Genomic DNA, 24355 nt, shown 5'->3' on the forward strand with positions numbered 1-24355 from the left:
CTTTCTACGCGGCGAAAGCTCATCACGATCACAAAGCCGGAGCCGAGGAATGCCTTTTGAGGTTGTTCGGGTCTGCGGAATATATTCCTGATCGCCTGCTGCAGAAATGGTCCGAAAAAGCAGACCTACTTGGTCCAGAAGCGGTAGGCAGTGTAGTGGAGCCGCGGCCCGTGAAATCGCGAGCGGCGGCGCGCGGTACGACCATGCGAGTGATTTTCTCCACTCACTCCTGAGAGACCTCGGGCGAAAAGTGCAGTGAGCAGATGCCGTTTCTGCGGCGCTTGGCCTACCTGCTCAGCATCCTTTTAAAGAGGCCAGAGATGAACTGAGGCCGAGGACTTCTAACGACAGGCCGATCCGCAACTTCACCCGCCGCACTTCCTAACCCAACAGTGCTCGCCCACGTTCCTAAGGACCTAGCCCCTATCTCCAAGTTGCGCCGGCAAGTCTAGCACTTCATACTCGAAGGCTACACCCTCGGGATCGTGTTCATCGAGCCAAACCTTCGCGGCTTCTTCGGAAACAAACACCACCAGCTCTTCGCCTTTATTGTAGATCCAGACGGTCATGCGATTCTCTTCAGCTTTTACCGGCCAAGCTACTTCTTTCCTCGGTTAAAGCTTCAGGACGTACTGGGTTCAAGCCCTTCTGCTCCGCTGCAAAGGCCGGAAGCGTAAAGCTACGGAGTGCGAGTTTGACGCATTGTCGGATCAGATCCGATGTGGGATCTCCTTGGGTTCAGCCCCCCAGCTCCCGGCTGCTAGTCCAATTGCGGATCAGAGCGCCGGAGCACGCAGAGAAGGTCGCAGGAGTGCAACGAGGCATCTCCTGCGACCGACGCCGCGACGTTCCGCACGATCGGCGCGGCACCAGACCTAAGCACACCGCAGGCCAATCTTGCCTCGATCTTAGACTGTCATTAGCGAGAATCTTGTCAGTGTTGCTTTTGGGACGGGGCCGTGGGGGACATACGCGGCCTTGCTCAGAGGTGAGGCCCGCCAGATCGCCAGCCCCCCGGCGGGCCTCCCTCATTAATCCATCTCAATAAAGCTCAAGTTTCATTTTCGGAACCGGCGAAAATGATTCGCCATGCCGTTTTTTCCCGAATAGGCTTCTGATCACCGGGGCTGGTCTCATATTTCACTTAGAAGTTTTCACCCGGGTTTTTTGAAGGCGGGGGCCGCAGCGAAATGAACCTCCTGCTGCGGCCTTCCCGTTTTCCGTAGCAATACAGATAACGCTCTGGTGAACGAAACCATCCACAGAGCGCCCGAAACAGTCCTGAAACGAGCTGGGCCTATGCTCCTCTGATTAACGGGGAGTTTCGAGATGATTACACTCAAAGCAATTGTAGTTGCCCTTGGAGCCGGGTTTCTCTTCACAATGTATTCCGGCGACCTAGGAGCGGACGTGGTTCTCGCAATCATTGCCTGCTTTGCGTAACAAGACCCGCCAGTGTGAATCTGCGGGCCGCGGTCGGGGAGCCGATCGTTTTTTCCTTTTCCGAAATCCCAAGTTAGCCCCCAAGGCCGGCGGCAAGGTGGTCCTTGTGGATATGGCTGATGCAGCAAATCGGTGAAGGTGGCCGTCCGAGGCCAAACTCCGAGTTTTCAGCGTACCCCTCTACTCGAGCCCATACCCAATCAGCTGCTCCGGGTCAGAGGCTGCCGTGGACAGCCAGCATGCCCGTGGTCGGGTGATCTCTCGGAAGCGGACATCGCCGCGCTGTGGGCTTTCAACCCCGCGCCACAAGCGGAAGTGACGACGAGGGATGCGGCCTTGATCACGCCCTGCGTTCCGGGAATTATCATCCAAAAAAGAATGCCATCGAGTAGCTGCGATCGATAGCAGATGGGGAGAAAGGCGACGTCGACAGACGGTTGTCCCTTTCCGGCTTTTTCTAGTCCTCTGTCAGACCAGCTTTGCGTAGCCCTTCGAACAATGTCTTTTGCGCAAGTTCTATATAGGCAGGCTCGTTAGCCGCCCGAAGAGCCGATATGGAGATCCCGGGCCTGAGCTCATTCGTTTGTTGAAGGGCGGATCTGGCGTTGTCTAATTGGCCCTTTTCAGCGTATGCGGCAGCCAAATTTAACTGAACCGTGGCGATATCAGTCGGCGACACCATCGCCCTCGTGCCTGCTTCAATCGCATCGTCCCAGCGCCCCAAGAGCACATATGCTCGGGCCATATGCATCTGGATAACGCCTATTGCGGGGTCTCGCGGGCTACGTAGGATCGCCTCCTCCAAATACTCCAAAGCCTTCTGGGGTTCCCCGAGCGATAGCTCGACCGCTCCAAGGTTGTGATAATTGACTGCGTAGTTCGGATCCAACGAGCGTGCCATTTCGTGCTCGCGTAAAGACTCAGTTGGCTTTCGCTCAACCGAGTACAGACGACCTTTCCCGTTGTGAGCGATGGCCGATCGAGGGTTGAGGATCAGTCCACGATCCAGAAAGTTGCGGGCTTCGGCAACGGCTGCCGCGAGCTGATCCGGCGTCATTTTTAGACTAAACCGGTACAAACTCAGGCGGACGGCCAGCAGATTTCCAAGTCCGATAAGCGCATCCGAATTATTTGGCTCGAGTTCCAGGGCCTGACGATACAAGGACTCAGCCGCCGCCAACGAGACCAAAGATCGATTGTTCAGGAGGAATTCAGCCTGGGCACGAAGGATCAGGTCAGTTATCTCAGGCTTAGTGCTTCGTCGCTCGGCATCGATGGTGCTCTTGCGAAGCAGGGCGACTCCAAACGAGTTCGCTATACGCGACGAAATGAAATCTTGAAGCTGGAATAGATCATCGTCTGCTCCCTCAAACTTCTCCGCCCAAAGCTGCTTTGCGGACTGGGATTCCACCAGGCGCGCGTCGACTCTTATCCGACCGCTGCTGCGCTGCAATGCGCCTAGCAGGAGATATTGGACGCCAAGCTCTCGCCCAAGCTGCTGAGGTCCAGCTGACTTCTTAGCGTATGAAAAGGCAGAATCGACACCAACGATGAAGAGCCCAGGCACGCGAAACGATAAGTCGTTCGTTAGACTATTTGATATCGCAGCCCCCAGGTATTCATGCGTCGGGTCTCCCAGGACGGTAAACGGCAGCACGGCGATCGAATTTCGCTGAACGCCCGGCTCCGGCTCTACGCGCGGAGAAACAGGTTTCTGAATGCCCAGAAGATCGTAAGTTACGGTTTTGTATGCGGACCAATATCCGGTGAGGCCACCAAGCACAGCTCCAAGGGCGGCAATGGTGGCCATGAACGTCCCCAAGCGCTGGACCCGGGGCTTATATCTCGCAACAAGGCTCTTAAGGCTCTGCAGCCATGACATTGCCGGCTCTTCGGTCCGGCCGGAGAATTCCTCCTTCGCGTCGCTGTTCTCTGTCACCGAGTGCAAGCCCCAGACCGCTTACCATCGAAGTACGCTAACTTGACCCGCAAACGTCTGCAACGGGCCTTAACACCCCCTTCGGAGTGCCGGCCGGCTCCGTCTAGTCTACCCCTATGCGCCGACCACCGGGACGCTGCCAGACTTCGCGTTCGGGCCAAAAGCAGTCATTCCGGCGGGATCGAACCTGCCGGTTACGAGGCCAGCCAGGGCATCTTGTCCACCGCGTACCTGAAGGATCCGAAGGACTCTGAGTGGAAGAACGATGCATCGATGAACGAGTGGCGAACGTTCATGACAAAGTGGTACCCCGAGGGTGATCTTGATGACTCAGCGACGGTCTTTGGGTACGGTGTGGCGAAGGGCCTGGAGCAAGTCCTACGTCAGTGCGGTGATACACTGACCCGCGAGAACGTAATGAAGCAGGCAGCGAACCTCGATTTTGAAATTGGAATCTACCTGCCCGGCACGCGGATCAAGACTGGCCCAGATGACTTTGCCCCGATCGAGCAGCTTCAGATGATGCGGTTTAAGGGTGAAAGCTGGGAGCGATTCGGGCCGGTTATGAGCGGCGCTAAAGGATCCTAACCGCCCTCCAGGCCGCTCCGCCTATGTGTTTGCGCGCGGAGCGTTCCGACGTCATGATTATCCCAACGGACCCACAGTGTAATTGCCGATTGTGTTAGCAGTGGTGAGACAGTGAACTCACCGGAAGCGAGAGCAATTGATGACGCAGACTGAAATGGAAGCCGAGCTGCTCGCACTGCGTTCGGAGCTGAACACTCAGGCTGTCAGAACCGAGGCTCGCGACATCGAATGGCGTCGGCTTGGACTGATTGCCAAGGCCAGCAGCATACTATCCTCTTTGGCCGGGTTAGGGTTCATCATTACGAACCTGATGGTCTCAAGAACGCCAGCGAGTGCCAATTTCCAGGACCAGCTCGTTATGATGTCCATCCTTTTTATCATGTTGGCCGTTCCCCTAATGATTATCGGCCAGGCGCTGCACAGACCTGTTCGATCCTGAATACGGACAGGGTGATCCGTGACGCGTTTTAACGTGACGTGCCGCACATACGAGTGTTCGGAAAGCTCCCATTGTACTTCCACAGTTACGCAATAGTGCGATCTGACCTGGGACAACGAACATGACAAGCTTTCGTACGGGGCTCTTTGCCATCGCAACTGCGGCCGCAATCGTTTCGACGGTTGGCTCAGTCTCTACTGCAAGCGCAGGACCATATGATTGGATGAGCAACAAGCCTTATGTTGCTTGCGTAAAAGCCGCTACTAGCCACGGCCAGGTAATTACGCAGCTCTACGGTCATACGGCTGGTGTGATCGCCTACAACCGCGATCGTCGCGCTTGCAACAGGGCGAATGGCTACCCCGATGCCTGATAGTGTTCATGAGTGAGCCGATACCTCGCAATCGGCTCACCATGAGTTCCGAACGTGCCCTGACCTGAATACTTCTATTTGCGCAACAGTGGAATATCTCAGATGCGCTGGTTTCTTTTGAATGTTATTGGCACGTCGATCGGCTTAGGGATGCTGCTCATTACGGTGTTTGATAACTGGATGAGAGGTTACAGCATATCCTGGTGGATCATGCTGGCGCTTATGTCGATATTCTCGATCCTAATCAACGCACTGATGTTGGTGGTGCTGATTAAGCGGTCCAGCGCAATAGCTACACCCGCGGCGGTTCGGGAGAGCTAGCCGAACCAGGAGACCTGTTGCGCTTGCGCCACGGATGTAAAAGGGAACCCGCATGCAGCCTCTGTGAAGTACCACGCGATTTCCTGACTACTGCGCATTGTAGCTAACTAATGCCGCGACGAACTCTGTGAAGATTTCGGCCACCCCGTTATGCTTCGGGGTTTACGTGGGCAGCGTGGCAAAATCCAGCAAACCTATGATGGAGGCTTGGGAATGTGAAAGATTCTCCACCCTCCGCAGCTGGACCTTTGCAATAGACCTCCACGGTTGCAGAGCTGAATCATGTACTTTTCGCCAAGGAAAACAGCAAGGTCAAATCTGCCTGACCTTCCACCTTCGATTTGATTATCGGAGCCAAAGTCACGCAACGCCCTGCTGAGAATGTTTACGTGAGTCATGTCGCCCGAGGTGACTCGGTAGCTCACGAAAAGCAGATTGCTCCTGAACGTCTCCTTGACGCAAACGTTGGCGACGCATCGTTCGCCCCCTGCTGTTGCAGGCCCACTGAACGACAAAATCCCCGACAATACAAAAGCGAGCCGTACTAGGATCATCCACTGAGCGCTCAGGAGCACGGAGTTTGTTTGCACTTCATCTTCCTAGCGATTCATTTGGTGAGCTTGCAAGGCTGAGGCCCGGCCTTAGCGGATCCGTTTGCCAAACTGATTAGCGTCGGGAACGTTTGGTGGCCGGCACATATCGCCAAATTCATGCGCGATCTTATACGTGTAGACGTCGCCGTCCCTGCGCGCCGCTACCGCGACTGCGTGATCGTTAAATGTTGGGTACCGCAGATTGGCGTCATGGCCGGGTGATCCTTTCCAGCCCTGCATCGCGGCCGCTGCGAGCTTAGCGGGTGGCATAGGTCCACCGCGTGAAGTGTAATAGTAGAGATTTTCTGCCAACTGATTAATTCCCGCTCCACGCACACATGGCCGGTACCCCGCGGCTCTGATCCGCGCGTCGAATGTCGTGCCGTTCGCTTGATGGCCTTGAGTGTTCGTGTCCGCCAAATAATCAGCATAGGCCTGGGCCGCCATATTAAGCTTAGTGTGTCCAAAGAGCTTCGGGAGACCAAGCGAATTTCTGTAGCTGTTGACTTGGCTCATGATCAAATCTGCAGTCGCATACGAATCCGGAGATTTAAAAATTTGAGCCCCCGATATAGTCGAGAACGAGACACAAGCCACAATTATGAGGCTGTACTTCAACTTGACCGCTCTTGAAAAAAGTAACGCAGGTTTCATGGGTGCGATGCTCTTTCCCTGACCGTGATCTCTTCATAAACTTAAGCCAATTGAGCACAGCGTGGGTGTGAAAAACGCGTGAAACTTTCAATTACGGCCGGTCAGACTTCGAGACCGTTAGCCGCACGAGCGCCCAACTCCATCGACCAATGTTATGCAGGCTAAGATTGAACGTGCGTCGAAATATCGCTTCTTTGAGACGGAAAACGCTCATATCGTCCTTGAGCGCGAGGCTTGCTAAAACACGACAATGCGACCGATGATGCTGGTCGACGATTCTCATAAATGGGGTGGTGAGGGCATTCTTGAGCTCCGTTCGTCACAAAGTCTGGTCGTCGTCCGGTCAGAAAATTAGACTGAGGCTTCTAGGTAAGTTCGCTGCTCAGGCAAACGAGCAGAATGTGTTGGTGCCTAGCGCTAAGGGGCGGCTGCTCTGCGCGCTACTAGCCGTTAGGCCCAATAGGCTTTCCGCAAGGAAACAGTTAGCCGCTTTGCTGTGGGAAGATCGGCCTAGCGAGCAGGCGCTCGTAAGTCTACGACAGGAGCTCTCTCGGCTGCGGAGCAATCTTGGCTCGCACAAGCCAGCTGATTGGCAAGCAGGTCCCCAAATCGTTTTGCCCCCGTATATTGAAGTAGACGTCGTTCATCTGCTGGCTGCAATCGCCGAGGCTGATGCGGTGAAAGTGGCCGAACGATATACAGGTTCTTTCATGGAAGGAGAGGATTTCCGCGGCAAACGGCTGAACCAGTGGCTCACGAAGACCAGACGCGATATCGCCCGCGCTAGCTTGGCTGTTTGTGAGGCTTGTTTAGCTCAGAACGAACAGCTGTCGGCTCAAGAAGAGGAGAAGGTCGCCGCGTTCGTTGTGCGAATTAATCCAGAAGCCTTGGCCGCAAGTGTGGTACTTATCAAGGCGTACGCTGCCCAGGGTAAAACGGCACATGCTATCGAGTTTTATCGAGAATTAACAGAACGCTTCCTTAAAACAGAGCGTCGTGTCCCAACTCTGCTCGAACAAACGATCGCTCAAGTTTTTGAACGATCGCGCCAAAACGCTCCAAAGCGGCTGAATGAAGTCGACGACCTCAACTGGATTGATGAGATCAATCAGCAGCACTACGAAGCAGCAAGCCCAACGCCGCGTCCTCTTTCCCCGCCTCGCGATAGGCCATCTTTAGCTGTTCTTCCGTTTCGAGACGTGTCGCATAGCGCTAATCCCTTTCATGGACTCGAAGATGGTATCACAGAAGAAATCACAACCGCTCTTGCGAGCCTGCGTACAATTTTCGTCACGTCCGGTCGGTCTGCGCAAGTTTACAAATATGAACTCAAGGATGTACGACAGATTTCTGTTGAACTTGGAGTGGCTTATTTAGTCGAGGGTAGTATCGAAGTCGCAGCTAACGACCTCCGTGTTTATGTTCGGCTCATCGACGGGGTCAGCGGACTGTCCGTCTGGGGCGACGTTCTGCACGATAAGGTCCGCCGCTTTCCAGAAATACGAAATAGAATCGTCGCGGGACTTATAGCACGACTGCAGCCGACCATTATGCAGCATGAAGCTATCAAAGCTCTTCGGCAACCTCCGGAAGCTCTGGACGCCTGGACCCATTATCACCGGGCTCAAGGTCATATCCTTTTTACAAGAAATGCGGAAAGGCTGGACTCTGCAGTCGCAGAACTCAAGCAAGCCATCCGCCTTGAGAGCAGGTACGCAGCAGCTCGATCGTTGCTGGCGTCTGTTTACACAATGCGCTCGTTGTGGGGAATTCATCCGCGCGCGGGGCTCGAACGGAAAGAGGCAGTCCGTTTGTCGCGATCAGCACTTCGCCTTGAACCTGATAATTCAGCGGTGCTTATAAATTGCGCAGACACTACGCTCTACAGCGCTGGCGATTTGAACGGCTCGCTCAGACTATTGGGTAGGGCGGTCGCGATTGATCCGTCTGACGCGCATGGGCTAGCGTTGTTTGCCAATGTCAATCGTTGCGCTAGCGGCGATATTGATAAGAGCCTTGAGTTTCTTAAGTCGGCAATGCGACTGTCCCCTCGGGATCCGCGTTCGCATCGATGGTTTCATTATGCAGCTTGGGCGTATTGGAAGCAGCGCAACCTTCATGAAATGGAGAAAGCTGCGAGGCAAGCGATCAGTCTTTATAGCGATGCCCCCGCCCAGTGGATCGCGTTGACCTGTAGTCTGGGGCTACAACGTCGAACTCGAGAGGCGGCCAAAGCAGCCGGTATTCTCAAGGGGATGATCCCGGGGTTCAGTGCCGAGGCTTTCTTCGAACTTTCGCGGCACTTTTACAAGGAGCGCTTTGTGGAGGAAGAGGAGGGATACCGGGAGCTATGTTTAGTTCTTCAAGACGCCTTAACTCCAAAATCATGAGCACATCTGCCATTCATTCTGCCGCATGTGTATTTGTCGTTGCGCTTACAACCCACGTTGTGCGCGGATACAAATTGAATCTCTAACCGCGCGGAAATAGGCCCATAGTCCCCGCTGTGCCTAAGTGGTAGGTGCCCGTCCGATCGGGAACTCAGTCGCGTCGAGACGCAATCCTGAACCGAGGATGCATTGATTGTTTTCACGCATTTTTCACGCCAACTGGTGCTCCCACCCTGTATCTTAAGACGACGAGGCGTGGAGTCGGTGAGTGGAGGCATCTTGTAAGGGCGTCGAGAGAAAGAAGCGGAAGATCGCTCTCGCTGCAAATTCGCTCTTTGCTAAAAAGTTGATGGTACTCGCTGTGGTAGGAGAGCTTGTATGCCTTGGGTGTCTCGCTCTTGCACCAGCGCGGGCGGCAACATCCGCATCTCGCGCACCATCGATCAAGATCAACGGAATCGTTGTTCCTTGCAGTCTACAGGTCATTGATGAATTGCCGTTCCACCCCGTCAGAATGACTTGTCACAAAGAATTCGACAGATCGACTAATGTACCCAGTCAGCCTTCTTGGGATCACCCGGGCGGCTTCCGATGTACGAGCGAACCCGGAAATTTCACTGTCATGGTAATCTGTGAAAGGGACATCTATGTCCGGTGATTGCGAAACCGCCAACGCACGAGCGTGTGAATCTGATGGTTCAAAACAAGTTATATCGCGTCGTACATTGCTAAACGGAATCTTGTTCGCTTTGAGCTTGCCAGCTTTGGTTGGCACAATGATTAGCGGGGCATATGCCGAAAATTGTCGGAATGGCGTTTGTGTCAGCGGCAGCTATGACGGGACACAGCTAAATGTGACATATCGAGCAACTTCCCCGACCGTCACGCGAGTGTATATCAAGCGGAATGGAGAAACGAAACTCGTTGTAGGTCCGCAAGGTAAGTTTCATTTCACAGTCAACGCAAACACCTGCAAACCATTACGCTACGCACTCCAAGCCTGCGCGACCCCTGCTCCTGGAAAGCAGATGTGTTTCGCGGATGCGCAATTCTCTCATCCATTCCAATGCATCGACTAGCGCAACAAACGCGCTGCTGTGTCATGGGTGGGAAAATGAGTTCTCGCAAGTCAATTTCAATCGCCGTCTTAGTGTTCGCTGTCGCATCAATGATTAGCTTTAGAGCACTGGCCAGAGAACTGGGTTGCCAAGCAGGCGTTTGCGTCTCGGCAAGCCAAATTGGTACGAACCTCAAAATCTCTTATGCTGTGGAGGGAGCCTTCAAGTTCTTAATTTTCCTTCCGTCGCCCCCCGTGGGGGCTGTTAAGGCAACGAAGTATGCTGCTGCTAGGGGCGAATTGGTCTGGCAAAATTCATCAGGAGCAGCGGTCAACATCTATGTGCGCGTCTATTCGGACGAGCGAGTCTTCAAAGGCGCTCACTTTGTATTTTCGCCGATAAAGGTGCCGCAAAGCTCTGGCATGACAGGGACTGCAACTCCATGAACAACGGGCACCAATTAGACCGAAGAGTTTGCCGTGGCAGGTGGAAAAATGAACTCCGTCCAAGCGATCACCGGATTTGCTGTGGCATTTATTTTTTCGGTAACGCCGCTGAATCAGGTGAAAGCCCTTGGATTGGGCTGCCAAAACAAGATTTGTGTGTCAGCTCTGCAGTCGGGGAATACTCTGGTGGTCGACTTCCAGGGGCCTGGCGATAAAACCGAAATCAGATTGAAGCAGGAAAGACGAGCCTATGTTGCGTTCAAAGCTTCCGGATCGGGTTCCATAAAGTTTTTCCACGATGCTAGGACTCCCGCTTCGATTGTCGTCCAATCGTGTAGTCCCTCAGGCTGCAGTTCCGGAGAGTTTATTTACGTGCCGATCAAGCTGCCGCTTCAGCAGGAAGGTGCAGTCAACACTTCGAAGCCGCCTGTGCCGGCTCCGGCCTTACACTGACGGTCGGCCAAACATCAACCAAGACGACCAGCGATATTTGATCCGGATTATATAGAGGTAGATCAATGAATGCACTTTTTGGAATGACCGCTATTGTTTGCTTTTTCCTGCTCTCCACGACAGAGGGCCAAGCGGCGAGTAAATGCGCAACGAAATATGCGAACTGCCAGCAAACTTGCAAGGATAATAGTGTAGGCGGGAAAAACTTTGGCGTAACCCTCTGGGATAGCTCCCGCTCGAAAGATTGCTTTAACGGTTGTTCGACGGAGCGAATGCAGTGCAAGGCACAGACGTCTACAAGCGGAGAGGCAACAAAGAGCAGATAGATCGAACGTTATGGGATCGTTTATCCCCCGACGGGAACTCTTCTAGATGTCCGACGCTCTCGATCGTGTGTCCCCGAAGGAAAGTTCGGTGCGTATCAAACGAAGTCATACTTTCGGTTAAAGCGCGGCTCTTTGCCGATAAACCCAGCTGATTGATATCAGCAAAATAGGCATTTGCTGTTGAACAGGGCCAATTTTGCGAAACATGTGTTTGCTTCCCTCTCTAATGCGATATCAAACGGGTCGGCGATGGTCAGCTACCACCCGCAAATCACTTAAGCCTTGCACGCTTACTCACGCAACGCAGTCCCTGACGTATAGCTGGCGGCGCGGCAAAGTCTTCTAGGGGCCACAAGCGGACTATGCCAAGGCGCCCAACTCAGGCCTGGTGTTGAGGCAGAACCGGGCCGGCGCGCTTTCTCAGGTGTACGCAATTCATGCTTAGTAGGCACTGCCCTCTTTGAATGCTCGTCCTCAGACTGTGCTGGCATCCAGCGGGCCGATCGCTTCAGCGTGGTCGACTCTTGGTTTCACGGGTCCCTCTGGCTTCCCGAACGACCGCGGGTAATTCGCACCCCTCGGTCTCGCTAGCCGGAGCACTCCAAAAGTTAGGTTGACACGGTTGACAAGGTTGACACCCGGTTGACACCAAACCTGCCGACGCTTCCGACACTTCGGTGTCCTGAGCTAGTCCTTCCTGTGCGCGCGGGCGCGCGCTTAGGGAGTTCTGCGCAAAGAAGTGTCGAAAGTGTCGTAACTGTCGGGAAGCCTCACTTTTCTCGAGCTTTTTAGGCCCCGACACTTTCTGGACGCTCGCATTTCCCGACACTTTCAACTGTCGTTTTCAGCTTCCTCACCCTCTAATTCGTCCTCAGCCGAGACGCTAACCGCGAAGTCACCCACCGCTTTGGTGGCTACGATGTCCTTCCAATAGCGCTCCTCCCCTCGGGACTGCTCGTAATCGCGTTCCTTCATCGCGCTGGTCAGGCTCTTCTTTGTCCAGGGACGCTCCCCGTTCTTCCGGCTCCAAACGACAAACAGGTTGTGGAGCTCGGCGTTAGACAAGCGCTGCCCCACCGCTCGCATGGTGCATTCTTGGAGGAAGCGACCAAGGACGTCGCTGTCGCTGCGGTACTCCTCTGTCGTCTCCTTGATCTCATCGGGGACGAGCAGGCCGTGGTCGATCCAGTCTCGGAGGCCATCGAGCAATCGATTTAAGATGCCGGAAGCCTCCGCCTTGAGCTTTGCCGATAGCTGTCTATCAACGTCCTGCTCGGGAACCGTAATTGCCCAGCGCACCATGATCAGGCGGCGCCACGTGCCCTGCGACGCCTCGCCACCGTCCACCTTAGGCCGGTAGTTGCCCGACATCGTCAACTTGAACTGCGGCTTGAAGCTAAAGAAGCCCTTGTTCAGCTCGCGGGCTTGGATGGTATCGCCTCCAGTCAGAAGCTTTACGTGGCTTTCCGACAAACGCGCGTTGCGCGCCGGCTCATCAGTATGAACGAACCTGATCCCGGGGAGGAGCGCGAGATCCGGCGTCGCCTGGCCTCCGCTCCGCCCCCGGCCATTGTCCATGAAGGTTTCAACCGCAAGCGAGCACGCATAGTCACCATAAATCGACGCCCACGCCTCCACCAACGTTGTCTTGCCATTGCGTCCCTTTCCCCAGAAGAACAGCAGCTTCTGTTCTGACGTGTCGCCGGTCAGGCCAAGTCCAGCCCATTGGTGGAGGAAGCGCTGCACTTTCGGTGAGGGCTGAACCTTCTTCAGGAAGGCGTCGTACACCGGACACGTCGCGCTTGCCTCGTATTCGGCATCGATGACCTTTGTGATCAGATCGGCGGGATCATGAGGATAAAAGCTGATCGGATCCTCGTCTGCGCAGCTTCTATTGACCTTGAGAGTCCCATTCTTTGTGTTGATCTTCATCGGATCAGCATCGAGCCGCGCCTGGTCGACCGCCATCATCGGCTCAGCCTGCCTGCGCAACGCGGTCAAATGCCGATCGTTTTCTGTCTCTCGGCCCCAATCCCTCAGCTTGTCGGACAGCCTGATTTCGCGCTCACATTTGGCGCCGGGAGATCGAACTTCAACGACTGCATCTTCATCGCTCCCGCACAGCGCATCCGCCTCGCGCTGGATGGATCTCGCCACGTACTGAGCCGCGATGCGCGCCGCGTCCTCCGCGCCGTTCATCGTCCATCGGCAGCCGTCCCACTGAAACCAGCCCCGCGTCGGCACCGCCATCAGCCGATCCTGCATCCGGCGGGCAAAGCGTTCGGCATTGCCCAGGTCTGTCAGGGGACTCTGAGCCAGTTCTCTGTCGAGCTGGATTTGGTGATCCTCATCCAAGCCGAGGCGCTGGAAAATGGAGCCAGCGATCTTCGGTGCTGCCGGCGCGACAACAGCCCGCTCAGCAATATGATTTTTGGCTGCGCGCGTCGGGACAGCCCTCGGTTCCGCCAACCCGCGCGCAAAGCCAGAAGCAATGGTTGTTTTTGACTTATGGAGGTTTGGCCACTGCCCCGCGGCCGCCACAAGGGCGGAGCGGGCAACTAACTCGTCAAGATGCCCAGAGCCTACAAGTTGCGCCAGCTTTATTGAGCTATGAAACAGCGTCTCGTTGCGGGTGCCGTCCGCCGCGGCGCGCAAGATCCGGATTTCATCGGCAAGGGCCTTCAGACCGTAGGCCTCTTTTGACGATGCTCTGGCGCCGGTTTGACTATCGCGAGGAGTTTTTGCCGCCAAGAAATTCAGGAGTTCGGCAGGAGCGCAGGCCACGGCAGCATCCTCGCCGCCCTGCCAAACATAGCCGGCGCCGTCTGAGCGAAGTGAAGGAGGAACAATGACGTATCCGCCTTCCCCTCTTACATCGATCCGCTTCAGGATGCCGGCCCGATTGCGGGGCATCGCGTCGCCGGCCTCCGGCAATCGAAAGTACAGATGCAAACCGCCCCGCGGAGTACGGCAGACACATGTCGGCGGCAGTGCGCAGCCAAGCGCGGCTTCGAGGCGACCGAGGATTTGAGGGGCGTCGAAAACCTCGCCTGTCTTGCTATCCATGCCCGCGTCAATATCGACCACGAAGGCGCCAATGAGCGTCCCTGTCGGCACCCCGACCATCGCGGCAGGATATTTCCGCCACCAAGCTTCGATCTGCGCTTTGTCGGTGGTTGCCTTCTTCAGACCCCCAGACCCCGGGATTGCTTTGCCGCTGACCGGATCCACGTCTGCTTTAACGAGCGGCTGCTTGGTCTGGGGATGACAAGGGAAGACGGGCCAACCCTTTGCGGCATACCCCAGCGCCGCCGCCCGCGTGCTGCGGAGTTGTCCAACCCCCTCCCTTCCCCGGCTGTCCATTGTGCTTCCTTCCACCTCGAAACGAGGTCGAAGAAGGCCGTCAACCGGATGATTCGCGCCCGCGGCCTACTTCGCCGCTTTTCGAGGAGGTCGGGCTTTTGGAGCGAGGCCTGGGACAAGCTTTCTTTCGTGCAGTTCCATCTGCTTCTTCGCTTCTCTCTGGCGGTCTTGGAGGTCGGCCCTGGTTGGGTCGTTTTGGTCGCCGGAGTCGAGCATCAGCTCAATTCTCCAATATTCAGCCTTAGCACGGCTATAAGCGTGCAACGCGCTAATCAGCTCTCGCAGCTTATATCCAAGGGCAACCTTGTCTTCGTCATGCTCGCCTGTCGCAAACTCGTAGACCCTGTGTACGAAGCAGAAAAACGGCGAGCCGTCTGACGAGCTCGCCCTTTCAGGATGATAGGCATCGAAAACATCGAACGCCTCCCGAATGAACCTGTTCTTCACGGGGCCAAGAAAGCGCTCTTCGTAATTCTGAACGCCGCCTCGATCAGCGATCTGACCGTCGCCAAATCTCCTCTGCAGCATGCCGACAACCTCGTCCATCTGATCGGCTATGCGCGAGGACAGTTCAACGAATTCGCCGGCACTTCCATCTTCGTAGGAAGGCAGCCAACGGGGCTCAACCTTATCCCTATAACCCTCGGAAGAACCGCGAAGATGGAAGAGGGACCATCCATCGAGTGAAACAATTGCCAAATTGGCATCGCGAAGAAGATCTCGGGCCCGCCCGAGTTCTGCCACCACATCCTTGAGCCTTGGGGCCTCACGAGCCCGATACAGAGCGCTATTTAGATGCTCTGCCAAATTGTGGACTTCCGCACACGCCAAAAGGCGGGGATCCTTAGCCGCCGTCATCATCGCCTCCCGTGCATCCGCCGGCGCGTGCGCCTCCAGCCGGCGTTTGAAAGGCGCGAGTAGATCAACTGCTCCTTCAAACGCATGTTGAGGGCCCTTCGGCTCGATCTCTGCGTTAGGTCCGGGCGCAAAGTGATGGTTAGACATGTTCGTCCGCAGCCGTTGAATCGGTTTCTGTAAACCTAGCCCAAAATGGGTGGGGTTGACCGCCGGACACTTTCCCGAATCAGCTTCAAGAAGTGCGGATGATCACAGGATCTCCACACATTCTTTCCGCCGACGACCGAATTGCCGAAATCGCCGGAATTTTGGCGCTTGGCCTCAGCCGGATCCAGGCCCGAAAGGCAAGCGGATTATCCGACCACACGGGAGATGTTTCACTCGACATCTCGCCCGACCAGAGCGGACATGCCGCGCCTTTGGACTGGAGAATGGCGGATGGCTAGCGGCGGCGTTTTGGCGCAGATTTCGGCCCTTAAGAGTGCCCCCGTGGGTACGCTGAAGGCGCGCTGGCGCGAGCTGTTCGGCTCGGAGCCGCCTCCCTACAACCGGCGCTTTCTCGAAAGCCGGCTGGCGTACCGAATCCAGGAGCTGGCGTACGGTGGACTTTCCGCTGACACCGTCCGGCGCCTGGAAGCCCTGGCGGCCGACCTGCCGACCAAGGGCAGCAAGCGCGTTCGCCACAAAAACTCGGACCGCCCCGTCAGCGGCACCCGCCTCATTCGGGAGTGGAAGGGTGTCGAGCATCAGGTGACAGTCCGCGACGCCGACTTCGAGTACCAAGGCAGGCCGTACAAATCGCTTTCTGCGGTCGCGAGGGCCATCACGGGCACCCGGTGGAATGGCTTGGTGTTCTTTGGCCTGAAAAGCCAGCGGGCATCGGTATGAGCAAGCCGGTTATGCGCAAGCTGCGCTGCGCGGTCTACACCCGCAAGTCCAGCGAGGAGGGCCTGAACATGGAGTTCAACTCCCTGGAGGCCCAGCGAGAGGCGTGCGAGGCTTATGTCGCAAGCCACAAGCAGGAAGGTTGGCTTCTCGTTCCCGACCACTATGACGACGGTGGTTTCTCTGGTGGCACGCTGGAGCGGCCTGCCCTCAAGCGCCTCCTGGCCGACATCGAGGCCGGCAAGGTTGACGTGGTCGTGGTCTACAAGATCGACCGGCTGTCGCGGTCATTGATGGACTTTGCCAAGCTTGTGGAAGCGTTCGACCGGCGCACCGTTACCTTTGTCTCCGTCACGCAGGCCTTCAACACCACGACGTCTATGGGGCGACTGACGCTCAACATCTTGCTGTCCTTTGCCCAGTTCGAGCGCGAGGTCACCGGCGAGCGCATTCGCGACAAGTTCGCAGCGTCTCGCAAGAAGGGCATGTGGATGGGCGGTTGGGCCCCATTCGGCTACGAGGTCAAAAATCGGAAGCTGGTGATCAATGACCAGAATGCGGAGACTGTCCGGTGGATCTTCCGCAGGTTTGTGACCTTGGGCTCAGCCACCCTCCTCGCCCGAGAGCTCAAGCTGAAGGACGTCCGCAATCGCTATGGCCAGGCCATCGATAAGGGCGTGCTTTACAAGATGCTCAATAACCGGACTTACATTGGAGATGCCGTACACAAGGGTACCGCATATCCCGGCGAGCACGATGCGATCATCGAGCGCAAGCTTTGGGACCAGGTGCACGCCATCCTGCAAGAGAGCCCTCGCAAGCGTGCCGCAAAGCACCGGACGCAGACCCCTGCCCTGCTCAAGGGCCTGATTTTCGATCCCGCTGGCGTTGCGATGTCTCCCACTCATACCCGCCGTCGTGGCAAGCTATACCGCTATTACGTCAGCCAGCAGACCATCAAAGGCGCAGCTGCATCCGGTGCGGCCTTCCGCGTCCCCGCAGGGGAGATCGAGGAGATCGTCGTCGATCAGGTCCGGTGCGTACTCGCGTCGCCAGAGCTGATTGTCGCGACCTGGAAGCAAATGCGTGTCCACATGCCCGGGGCCACCGAGCGATGGGTCCGCGATGCCCTCGTCGATTTCGACCAGGTGTGGGGCGAGTTATTCCCTGCCGAACAATCCCGCATTCTCCAGCTTGTTGCAGCTAAGGTGGTCGTCGACACTGCGAAGGTTGATGTGCACCTTCGGGTGGACGGCTTCGCCTCGCTGATCGCGGATCTCAAGGGCAGCGGGCCTATTACGGAGGCGGCGTGACAACCAAATCCAAACCGAACGCGCGGCTCAGCCGCGATGGACGCGAGCTAGTCGTTAGCATTCCGGTTGATTTCCGACAAATCGGCGGCAGGAAGCAAATTGTAGTCCCAGCCGGCGCGGAGGCTTGGGAGGCAACTCGATCCCGACCAAGCAACAGCCTTATTACTGCGCTCGCGAAAGCGCACCAATGGCGGCGCCTTATCGAGACTGGAAGCTATGCTTCCGCAGCAGAACTCTCAAAACGTGAAGCAGTCAACGAGTCTTACGTCTGCCGGGTGCTCCGTCTAACCTTGCTTGCGCCGGATCTAGTCCAGTCCATACTAGACGGAAGGCAAAGCAAAACACTGGAGCTTAAGGCGCTTCTAAAGCCGTTCCCCACCGACTGGGCTGCGCAACGAACTCACTTCCGTTCGTGAAGTGGAGAACGAAGGGACGGCCCGGAGGACAGAGTGGCGGGCATGCGGCTCACTTCAGAAAGCTTCTTGTAACCCAGGGCGTTAACCAAGATGCGGTATCTCAGGCGCAAGTTAAGTACAGCGGGGGTGGTAGTCCCAGACCAGCAACATCATCATTTAAAAGACTAGTCAGTTCGTGCTCGCATCAACTCCTTTTGTAGGAGGGATTTGCATTTTGGAACGGCGAGTTTCGTCTTTTTGCGAGCAGTAGCTCGCTAGGTGAATTGCCTCACGCCACAAACGCACGGCCACATCACTTCAGCGATGAATTCTCCAAACACATGTAGCCAGTCTCTCCGTCTCACGCAGTCCCGCAATCTGGCACTTAAAGCATTCTGCCGCATCACCTGCGGCACAACGTGATTGCCAAATCCGCCAAAATCGAACTCCTCAGAAGTCAATCGGGCGTAGCTGATCTTGCTTGCTGTCCACTCCTTCGCCGCTGCATGCAGCCCGGCAACGTAAAGGTGATCGACGCCATTCTTAATGTCGAAATAGAGCCAGTACGCGGTTCGAGGTTCGGCCCTCTCAGCGCGCTCGCCATCTTGGATATTGCGTAGAAATTGAAGCTCATTCGCGCGATCCGCTGCGCCCTCGAGCATTTCCACAACGTCTAACGGAATCAGATTTTCAGTTTCTTTACAGGGCGTGGGATGTACAAAGATTAGCGGCCATCGTTCTTGAGAGGCCAATAGTTCCAAGCTGCGCAGTTTTTCGGGGCGTGGACAGGCAGGAGAGTGAGCGTCAGTGTCCACAATAACTGTTACAATTCGTCCGTCCCTCACGCGGTTGCGAGCTACATCCAAGGTGCGCTCGCCTCCGCCGTGAAGCCACTCACAGCTAACAGACGGGACGCCGATCACGTCTCTCAAATTGGAAAACAAAAACGCATAGAATGCCCCGTCGGTTATCTCATCCTCAACGACAAGCGCAGTCTTGGCGAATAACTCAGGCTGTTCGATGGCAAGGATCGAGCTTTTCTTGCTTTGCGTATAGTAGGGCCGTGTAGATTGACATGGCCCGCTCCTACACGTCACGCCATTTCCTTGGAAAATCGGCGCACAGAGGCTTGTAAAATATCTAAACGGACGACTGCTTCTTTGGCGATCTTGGGTGGCAATGGCCAAATGAATCCTCGGCTTTTCCCGCGCTCAAAAGGCTTTGATTATCAATGGGTTTGGTTGTCCGTACTCTCTCACAAAGTACGGAGGTTTGGAGAAAAGCAGGGTGGCGGAGAAGCGCCGAGGTCACATCCCGTTGGCTGAGTACGGTTCAGCGCTAAAAAAGCCGGGAAATCAGCGCTATGAGCCGCGTCGACTAGGACGGAGAGGATGTTCAAGAAATGAACTGGCGGAGAGAGTGGGATTCGAACCCACGGTACGGTTTCCCGCACACACGCTTTCCAAGCGTGCGCCTTAAGCCACTCGGCCATCTCTCCGGAGCGCCCTCTCTTGAAGGGGCGCCGATGATTTTGCAAGGGATCGCAGGGAAATCGGGTGAATTTTCCGTAAGATATTGTATTTACGGGAGAATATCTGGCGTCGCAGACGTCTTGGCCCGCCGGCCGGCTGAACCGTTGACGAGTTTGGCGCGACGATTCACGTGAGACCAGCAAACCAGACTGGGGACGCCATGACCATCCGCAGCACCATCGCCGCCCTCGGCCTGATTTCGACCATTGGCTTCGCATTCTTCGCGCCGCCCGCCGCCGCCCAGGTCTGTACCCGGCAAGGCGTCGACGTGAGCTGCGACGACGGGCGGCGCGGGGTGCTGTCCGGCGACGCCATCCTCTGGCCGGACGGCACGCGCTCGAGTTCGACGCCGCATCAAAGCGTGATCGTCGACAACAAGAGCTCGGTGCATATCGGGACCGGCGTGTTCGTGGGCCAGGGCAAGGGCGTGGTGCCGATGGACGATCCCAATGCGCCGAACAAGCGGCAATGCGCGATTCTGGAGGGGGTGTCGTATTGCTATTGACGTCATTCCTTCATCCCTTGCGGGAGGAGGGACGCATATCGAGCGGCTCCCAGGAACTAAATCAACCGCACCCCCGAGATCGCGGACTTGAGCCAGCGCAATGCCTGCGGCGGCTGCGTGGCGAGCGGGGCGACCGCGGCCTTCTCGATCCGGCACTTTTCCAGCGCAGCGACGAAATCGGCCGACCATTGCTGGATGGTGTGGCTGCGCAGCTTTTTCATCATCGCATCCCAGCGCATTTTACGCTCGGTGAGCGGCATCGCCGCGGCAATCGCAATCGCGCGCGCCATGCCGTCGATGTCGTGCGGATTGACGAGCAGTGCGGCATCGAGCTCGTTGGCCGCGCCGGCGAATTTCGACAAGACCAGCACGCCGGGGTCGGCCGGATTCTGGGCTGCGACATATTCCTTGGCGACGAGGTTCATGCCGTCATGCAGCGGCGTCACCACGCCGATCTGCGCTGTGCGGTAAAGGCCCGCCAGCACGGTTTGACTGAAGCCCTTGTTCAGATAGCGGATCGGCGTCCAGTCGACCTCGCCGTGGCGGCCGTTGACATCGGAGACGAGGCGCGCGACGTCGACCTGCAGATTGCCGTAGGCTTCGATGCCGCCGCGCGACGGGGTGGCGATCTGCAGCAGCGAAATGCTGCGCGAAAATTGCGGCTGTTCGGTCCAGAGCCGGTCGAACGCGCTGATGCGGTTGACGAGGCCCTTCGAATAGTCGAGCCGGTCGACACCGATCGCGAGGCGTTCGCCGTTGAGGCTGCGGCGCAGCCGCGACACGTCGGGATGCGAGGCCGATTTCGCCGCGTATTGCGAGAACTTCTCGGCATCGATTCCGATCGGGAAGACCTCGCAACGGGTGCGGCCGGTCGGCGAGATCGCAACGCCGTCCTCGACGGCCAGGCCGAGTTCGCTTGCGACATAGCCGAGAAAGTTCTGGCAATCCTCTGCGGTCTGGAAGCCGAGCAGATCATAGGCCAGCATTGCCGTGACCAGCTCGCGATGATTGGGCACGCCCTGCATCACCGCGGCCACCGGCCACGGCGTATGCAGGAAGAAGCCGATAGGGTCATCGACGCCAAGATCGCGCAGTTCGGCGCCGAGCGCGAGGAAATGATAGTCCTGCACCCAGAATGCGGTCTTGTCTTTTCGGAAGCGCATCAAGGCGCGCGCCATAAAGGCGTTGACCTCGCGATAGCTGACGTAATCGTCGCGCGAGACGCGGATCAGATCGCTGCGGGAATGCAGCGCGGGCCACAGCGCCGAGTTGGCAAAGCCTTCGTAATAGCCGCCGTAATGCGCCGCCGGCAGATCCAACGTCGCAATCGCACCCGATCCGAGCGCTTCGATCTCGGCGAACGGTTCCTTCTGATGGCCGTCACGCACGCGGCCCGAGGAACCCACCCAGATCGCGCCCGAATGTTCCACCACCGGCAACAGGGCCGCGGCGAGGCCGCCCGTCATCGGCTCGTTAGGTTTGCCGCGAGCGACGCGATTTGAAACGACGACTAAATTCACAGGTCGTCCCCTCCTGTTTCATTCCACCCGTTTAACTGCCGTTCATCAATATGGTTCCTGTCATCATTTGCGCCAAATGAAACCAAAGTCGGGCAGCCGCGTTGGAACCAGTTTTCCTCAGCGGAACCTGAAAATTCCCAGCAGGACGCAGCGCTTGTCCCCATGAAAGCGCGCAACACAATTCGCGCCCGCGTTCATCACCCACGCGGCAATGTGGCACGGACAGGGCGAGCCTCAATCCAGCCGCGTGTCGTCGAGCAATCTGGCCAGAAACTCGCGCACGTCATTCGGCGTGTCGAAATGTCCGTTCACGCCCATGGCGCGCCGACCAACCGAGAAGGCAAGCCCGTTCATGTCGGGCATGATGGCGAAAACCGTCTCGTCGGTGACGTCGTCGCCGATGAAGATCGGACGCCGTCCCTTGAAAGGCTCGCGCGTCATCAGTTCACGGACGCCGGTCGCCTTGGTGAAGCCGGAATGCTTGATCTCGCAGACGAACTTGCCTGGCAGCACCTCGATCGGCGCATTCGGCAGGTCGGCACGGATGACCGCCACGGCTTCGTAAATGGCCTTCTCCGCATGCGGCGCGAGGCGGTAATGCAGAGCGAGCGAATAGCCCTTGTCCTCGAGCAGGATGCCTGGACTGAGCTTGGCGATGGCTGCCAGCCGCCGCTTCAGCTCCTTGTCCAGCGGAGGCGCGGGCACGTCTTCGGCATCATCCCCCACGGACAACCGCAGCTCGGCGCCGTGGCCGCCGACGGCGCTGAACACGTCGGGAGCGAAGATCAGATCGATGTCGTTGAGCGAGCGGCCGCTCACCAGCGCCAGCGCACCGGACGTGCGCTCGGTCAACCGGTTCAGCGTGTCCGACAGGCCCGGGGGCACCCAGACCTCGCGCGGCGTCGGCATCAGTTCGAGCAGCGTTCCGTCGATATCGAGCAGGATTGCAGTTTGGTCGAGATGCGGCACGAGCGCGTGCGGCACCGGCACTGCTTCGGGCATATCGTCGGGTTTGGTACGCTGCTGGTTCAATGCCATTTCCGCTAGTTCCGATTTCATCAGTCTACTCCATAAAGGCGAGCGGCCGGGCGATTTGTTCGAGCGATTTACGCTCAGCGGCGAAGGCATAGCGCCACGCCACGATTGCCGCCGCGATCATCAGGGCCGACCCCAGCAGATAGCCGGCGAACACGCTGGTACGCGATCCCGAGTCGATCAGCGCACCGAACAGCGCCGGCCCAATCACGCCGCCGATCCCGGTGCCGACCGCGTAGAACACCGCGATCGCCAGCGCACGAACTTCGAGCGGAAAGGTCTCGCTGACGGTGAGATAGGCCGCGCTGGCGGCCGGCGAGGCGAAGAAGAAGATCACCATCCAGGCGATGGTCTGCCCCTGCGCCGTGAGCACGCCGATCGAGAACAGATAGCCCGAAAGCGCCAGCAACAGGCCCGACATGCCATAGGTGAACATGATCATGACGCGGCGTCCGAGCGTATCGAACAGCCGGCCGAGCAGCAGGGGCCCAAGGAAATTGCCGGCGGCGAAGGGGAGCAGGTACCAGCCGACATGATCGGCCTTGATGCCGTAGAAGTCGGTGAGCACCAGCGCGAAGGTGAAGAAGATCGCGTTGTAGAAGAATGCCTGCGCGCTCATGAGCACGAGACCGACGAGCGCGCGCTGGCGGTAGGCCGAGAACAGCGTGTGAACGACCTCGCGGATCGGCGTGTGATCGCGCATCTTCAGCCGCATCTTGGCAAAGCGTCCCTCGCTCGCATCCTGGTCGTGTCCGATCACGGAGCGTTCGATCTCGTCGACGATCGCGTGGGCCTGCTCGGGGCGGCCATGGATCATCAGCCAGCGCGGACTTTCCGGAATCCACATTCGCATCAGGAGCACGAAGAGACCGATGACGGCACCGATCAGATAAGCAAGGCGCCAGCCGTAGTCGGGCGCGATCACGGCGGGATCAAGCAGCACGATGGACGCGACCGCGCCCATTGCGGCCCCGATCCAGAAGCTGCCGTTGATGACGAGATCCGTCCAGCCGCGATACCGGGCCGGCACCAGCTCCTGGATGGTCGAGTTGATCGCGGTGTACTCGCCGCCGATGCCGGCGCCGGTGAGGAAGCGAAACAGCGCGTAGCTCGCCACATTCCAAGACAGCGCCGTCGCAGCCGTCGCCGAGAGATAGAGCGCCAGCGTGATGAAGAACAGCTTCTTGCGGCCGATGCGGTCGGTGAGCCAGCCGAAGCCGAGCGCACCGAGCACGGCGCCGGCCAGATAGGCGGAATTGGCAATTCCGAGATCGAAATTCGAGAAGTGCAGCGTCGGACTTTGCTTCAGCGCGCCGGAAAGCGCGCCGGCCAGCGTCACCTCAAGCCCGTCGAGGATCCAGGTGATGCCGAGTGCCAGCACCACCCGGGTGTGGAAGCCGCTCCAGGGCAATGAGTCGAGCCGCGCGGGAATATCGGTCTCTACGATGTCACCGGTCGCGGCTGCCGCCACGACTGGAACATCATTCGGCGCTGGGCTTCGCTGCAATTTCATCGGGCCATTGCGTTCGATCAATGGAAACGACCCCGGTTCACATGGTGCGAAACGGGGACGATCCGATCATTGGGGGTGCGGCATTCCGCCTGCCACCTGCGACAACGTCTGCGGCAAGGCCGGGTTCCCCCTCGCAGGGCGCTGCTGGTTACCCGTTTCGGCTGAAAAGGAATTGACGCATGACCGGTGTCGAAAAGACGACACAATCGTGCTCGTCAGCGCACGAAGACGCAAGCGCACCGCCGGGGCGCGCTTGCTCAAAGAGACGACAGCGAATTGACGCCGGGCGAGCCTTACGCCGCCCTGATATTTCCCATGAACCGATCGAGCTCGGCACGCAGGCGGGTGCTTTCGGACGACAGCGTCTTGGCCGAGTGCAGCACTTCCTCCGAGGCCGAGCCGGTTTCGGCAGC

At 57.5% G+C, this 24355-nt stretch carries 19 protein-coding genes, 1 tRNA gene and 1 pseudogene; 11 read left to right on the forward strand and 10 right to left on the reverse strand.

Annotated features, from left to right (window positions below):
- Nucleotides 1–233, forward strand: a pseudogene (locus JQ580_RS33090) (hypothetical protein); the annotation flags it as partial.
- A gap of 183 nt (nucleotides 234–416) precedes the next feature.
- Here JQ580_RS33090 and JQ580_RS33095 read toward each other — a convergent pair.
- Together JQ580_RS33095 and JQ580_RS33100 are read right to left on the reverse strand one after the other, a co-directional pair.
- Nucleotides 417–569, reverse strand: coding sequence for a hypothetical protein (locus tag JQ580_RS33095; RefSeq protein ID WP_212285467.1), 153 nt, complete (start codon nucleotides 567–569; stop codon nucleotides 417–419).
- Nucleotides 570–1900: 1331 nt separating this feature from the next.
- The gene (locus tag JQ580_RS33100) at nucleotides 1901–3253 is read right to left on the reverse strand and encodes a tetratricopeptide repeat protein (RefSeq protein WP_212285469.1); all 1353 of its coding nucleotides are present in this window, start codon (nucleotides 3251–3253) and stop codon (nucleotides 1901–1903) included.
- A gap of 345 nt (nucleotides 3254–3598) precedes the next feature.
- Between JQ580_RS33100 and JQ580_RS33105 the strand changes: the two genes are divergently transcribed.
- The 3 genes from JQ580_RS33105 (at nucleotide 3599) to JQ580_RS33115 (ending at nucleotide 5103) form a co-directional block, all read left to right on the forward strand.
- Nucleotides 3599–3970, forward strand: coding sequence for a type 1 periplasmic-binding domain-containing protein (locus JQ580_RS33105; protein ID WP_249134622.1), 372 nt, complete (start codon nucleotides 3599–3601; stop codon nucleotides 3968–3970).
- Between the two features lie 139 nt (nucleotides 3971–4109).
- Nucleotides 4110–4409, forward strand: a complete 300-nt coding sequence (locus tag JQ580_RS33110; protein WP_212285471.1) for a hypothetical protein — start codon at nucleotides 4110–4112, stop codon at nucleotides 4407–4409.
- Between the two features lie 475 nt (nucleotides 4410–4884).
- Complete coding sequence (locus JQ580_RS33115; RefSeq protein WP_212285473.1) at nucleotides 4885–5103, forward strand: hypothetical protein; 219 nt, start codon at nucleotides 4885–4887, stop codon at nucleotides 5101–5103.
- Between the two features lie 641 nt (nucleotides 5104–5744).
- On the opposite strand, the gene JQ580_RS33120 is transcribed toward JQ580_RS33115, so the two are convergent.
- Nucleotides 5745–6350, reverse strand: a complete 606-nt coding sequence (locus JQ580_RS33120) for a CAP domain-containing protein (protein WP_212285474.1) — start codon at nucleotides 6348–6350, stop codon at nucleotides 5745–5747.
- A 491-nt stretch (nucleotides 6351–6841) separates the two neighbouring features.
- Here JQ580_RS33120 and JQ580_RS33125 point away from each other — a divergent pair, with 491 nt between their 5' ends.
- From JQ580_RS33125 to JQ580_RS33135, 3 genes are all read left to right on the forward strand, one after another.
- Nucleotides 6842–8740 (forward strand): AfsR/SARP family transcriptional regulator, encoded by a 1899-nt coding sequence (locus tag JQ580_RS33125; RefSeq protein ID WP_212285476.1) that lies wholly within the window; start codon nucleotides 6842–6844, stop codon nucleotides 8738–8740.
- A 1114-nt stretch (nucleotides 8741–9854) separates the two neighbouring features.
- On the forward strand, nucleotides 9855–10244 hold the full coding sequence (locus JQ580_RS33130; RefSeq protein WP_212285478.1) for a hypothetical protein: 390 nt from the start codon (nucleotides 9855–9857) through the stop codon (nucleotides 10242–10244).
- 33 nt (nucleotides 10245–10277) lie between these two features.
- Nucleotides 10278–10697 carry a hypothetical protein gene (locus JQ580_RS33135; protein WP_212285481.1) on the forward strand — a complete coding sequence of 140 codons (420 nt, stop codon included), beginning with the start codon at nucleotides 10278–10280 and terminating at the stop codon, nucleotides 10695–10697.
- A 1157-nt stretch (nucleotides 10698–11854) separates the two neighbouring features.
- On the opposite strand, the gene JQ580_RS33140 is transcribed toward JQ580_RS33135, so the two are convergent.
- Together JQ580_RS33140 and JQ580_RS33145 are read right to left on the reverse strand one after the other, a co-directional pair.
- Complete coding sequence (locus JQ580_RS33140; protein ID WP_212285483.1) at nucleotides 11855–14386, reverse strand: phage/plasmid primase, P4 family; 2532 nt, start codon at nucleotides 14384–14386, stop codon at nucleotides 11855–11857.
- Nucleotides 14387–14452: 66 nt separating this feature from the next.
- The gene (locus JQ580_RS33145; RefSeq protein ID WP_212285485.1) at nucleotides 14453–15391 is read right to left on the reverse strand and encodes a hypothetical protein; all 939 of its coding nucleotides are present in this window, start codon (nucleotides 15389–15391) and stop codon (nucleotides 14453–14455) included.
- A gap of 98 nt (nucleotides 15392–15489) precedes the next feature.
- Between JQ580_RS33145 and JQ580_RS33150 the strand changes: the two genes are divergently transcribed.
- The 3 genes from JQ580_RS33150 to JQ580_RS33160 are packed head-to-tail and all read left to right on the forward strand — an operon-like array spanning nucleotide 15490 to nucleotide 17442.
- On the forward strand, nucleotides 15490–15690 hold the full coding sequence (locus JQ580_RS33150) for a hypothetical protein (protein WP_212285487.1): 201 nt from the start codon (nucleotides 15490–15492) through the stop codon (nucleotides 15688–15690).
- Complete coding sequence (locus tag JQ580_RS33155) at nucleotides 15683–16132, forward strand: DUF2924 domain-containing protein (RefSeq protein ID WP_212285489.1); 450 nt, start codon at nucleotides 15683–15685, stop codon at nucleotides 16130–16132. The genes JQ580_RS33150 and JQ580_RS33155 overlap by 8 nt, the downstream gene beginning before the upstream one ends.
- A complete protein-coding gene (locus JQ580_RS33160) occupies nucleotides 16129–17442 on the forward strand; it encodes a recombinase family protein (RefSeq protein WP_212285491.1) in 1314 nt (437 codons plus the stop codon). The genes JQ580_RS33155 and JQ580_RS33160 overlap by 4 nt, the downstream gene beginning before the upstream one ends.
- A 670-nt stretch (nucleotides 17443–18112) precedes the next feature.
- Here JQ580_RS33160 and JQ580_RS33165 read toward each other — a convergent pair.
- Entirely contained in the window at nucleotides 18113–19024 is a 912-nt protein-coding gene (locus JQ580_RS33165) for a hypothetical protein (RefSeq protein WP_212285493.1), read from the reverse strand.
- A 221-nt stretch (nucleotides 19025–19245) separates the two neighbouring features.
- Nucleotides 19246–19335, reverse strand: a tRNA-Ser gene (locus JQ580_RS33170).
- A 194-nt stretch (nucleotides 19336–19529) separates the two neighbouring features.
- Between JQ580_RS33170 and JQ580_RS33175 the strand changes: the two genes are divergently transcribed.
- Nucleotides 19530–19874: a hypothetical protein gene (locus JQ580_RS33175; protein ID WP_212285495.1), complete on the forward strand. Its 345-nt coding sequence runs from the start codon at nucleotides 19530–19532 to the stop codon at nucleotides 19872–19874.
- 56 nt (nucleotides 19875–19930) lie between these two features.
- On the opposite strand, the gene JQ580_RS33180 is transcribed toward JQ580_RS33175, so the two are convergent.
- The 3 genes from JQ580_RS33180 to JQ580_RS33190 all read right to left on the reverse strand — a co-directional run bounded on the left by JQ580_RS33180 (nucleotide 19931) and on the right by JQ580_RS33190 (nucleotide 23942).
- Nucleotides 19931–21394: a trehalose-6-phosphate synthase gene (locus JQ580_RS33180; protein ID WP_212285497.1), complete on the reverse strand. Its 1464-nt coding sequence runs from the start codon at nucleotides 21392–21394 to the stop codon at nucleotides 19931–19933.
- 234 nt (nucleotides 21395–21628) lie between these two features.
- The gene (gene otsB, locus JQ580_RS33185) at nucleotides 21629–22453 is read right to left on the reverse strand and encodes a trehalose-phosphatase (RefSeq protein ID WP_212285499.1); all 825 of its coding nucleotides are present in this window, start codon (nucleotides 22451–22453) and stop codon (nucleotides 21629–21631) included.
- Nucleotides 22454–22457: 4 nt separating this feature from the next.
- Nucleotides 22458–23942, reverse strand: a complete 1485-nt coding sequence (locus JQ580_RS33190) for an MFS transporter (protein ID WP_212285500.1) — start codon at nucleotides 23940–23942, stop codon at nucleotides 22458–22460.
- Nucleotides 23943–24355: the final 413 nt, after the last annotated feature.

The sequence above is a fragment of the Bradyrhizobium sp. SZCCT0148 genome (assembly GCF_018129985.1).
GTDB lineage: Bacteria > Pseudomonadota > Alphaproteobacteria > Rhizobiales > Xanthobacteraceae > Bradyrhizobium > Bradyrhizobium japonicum_H.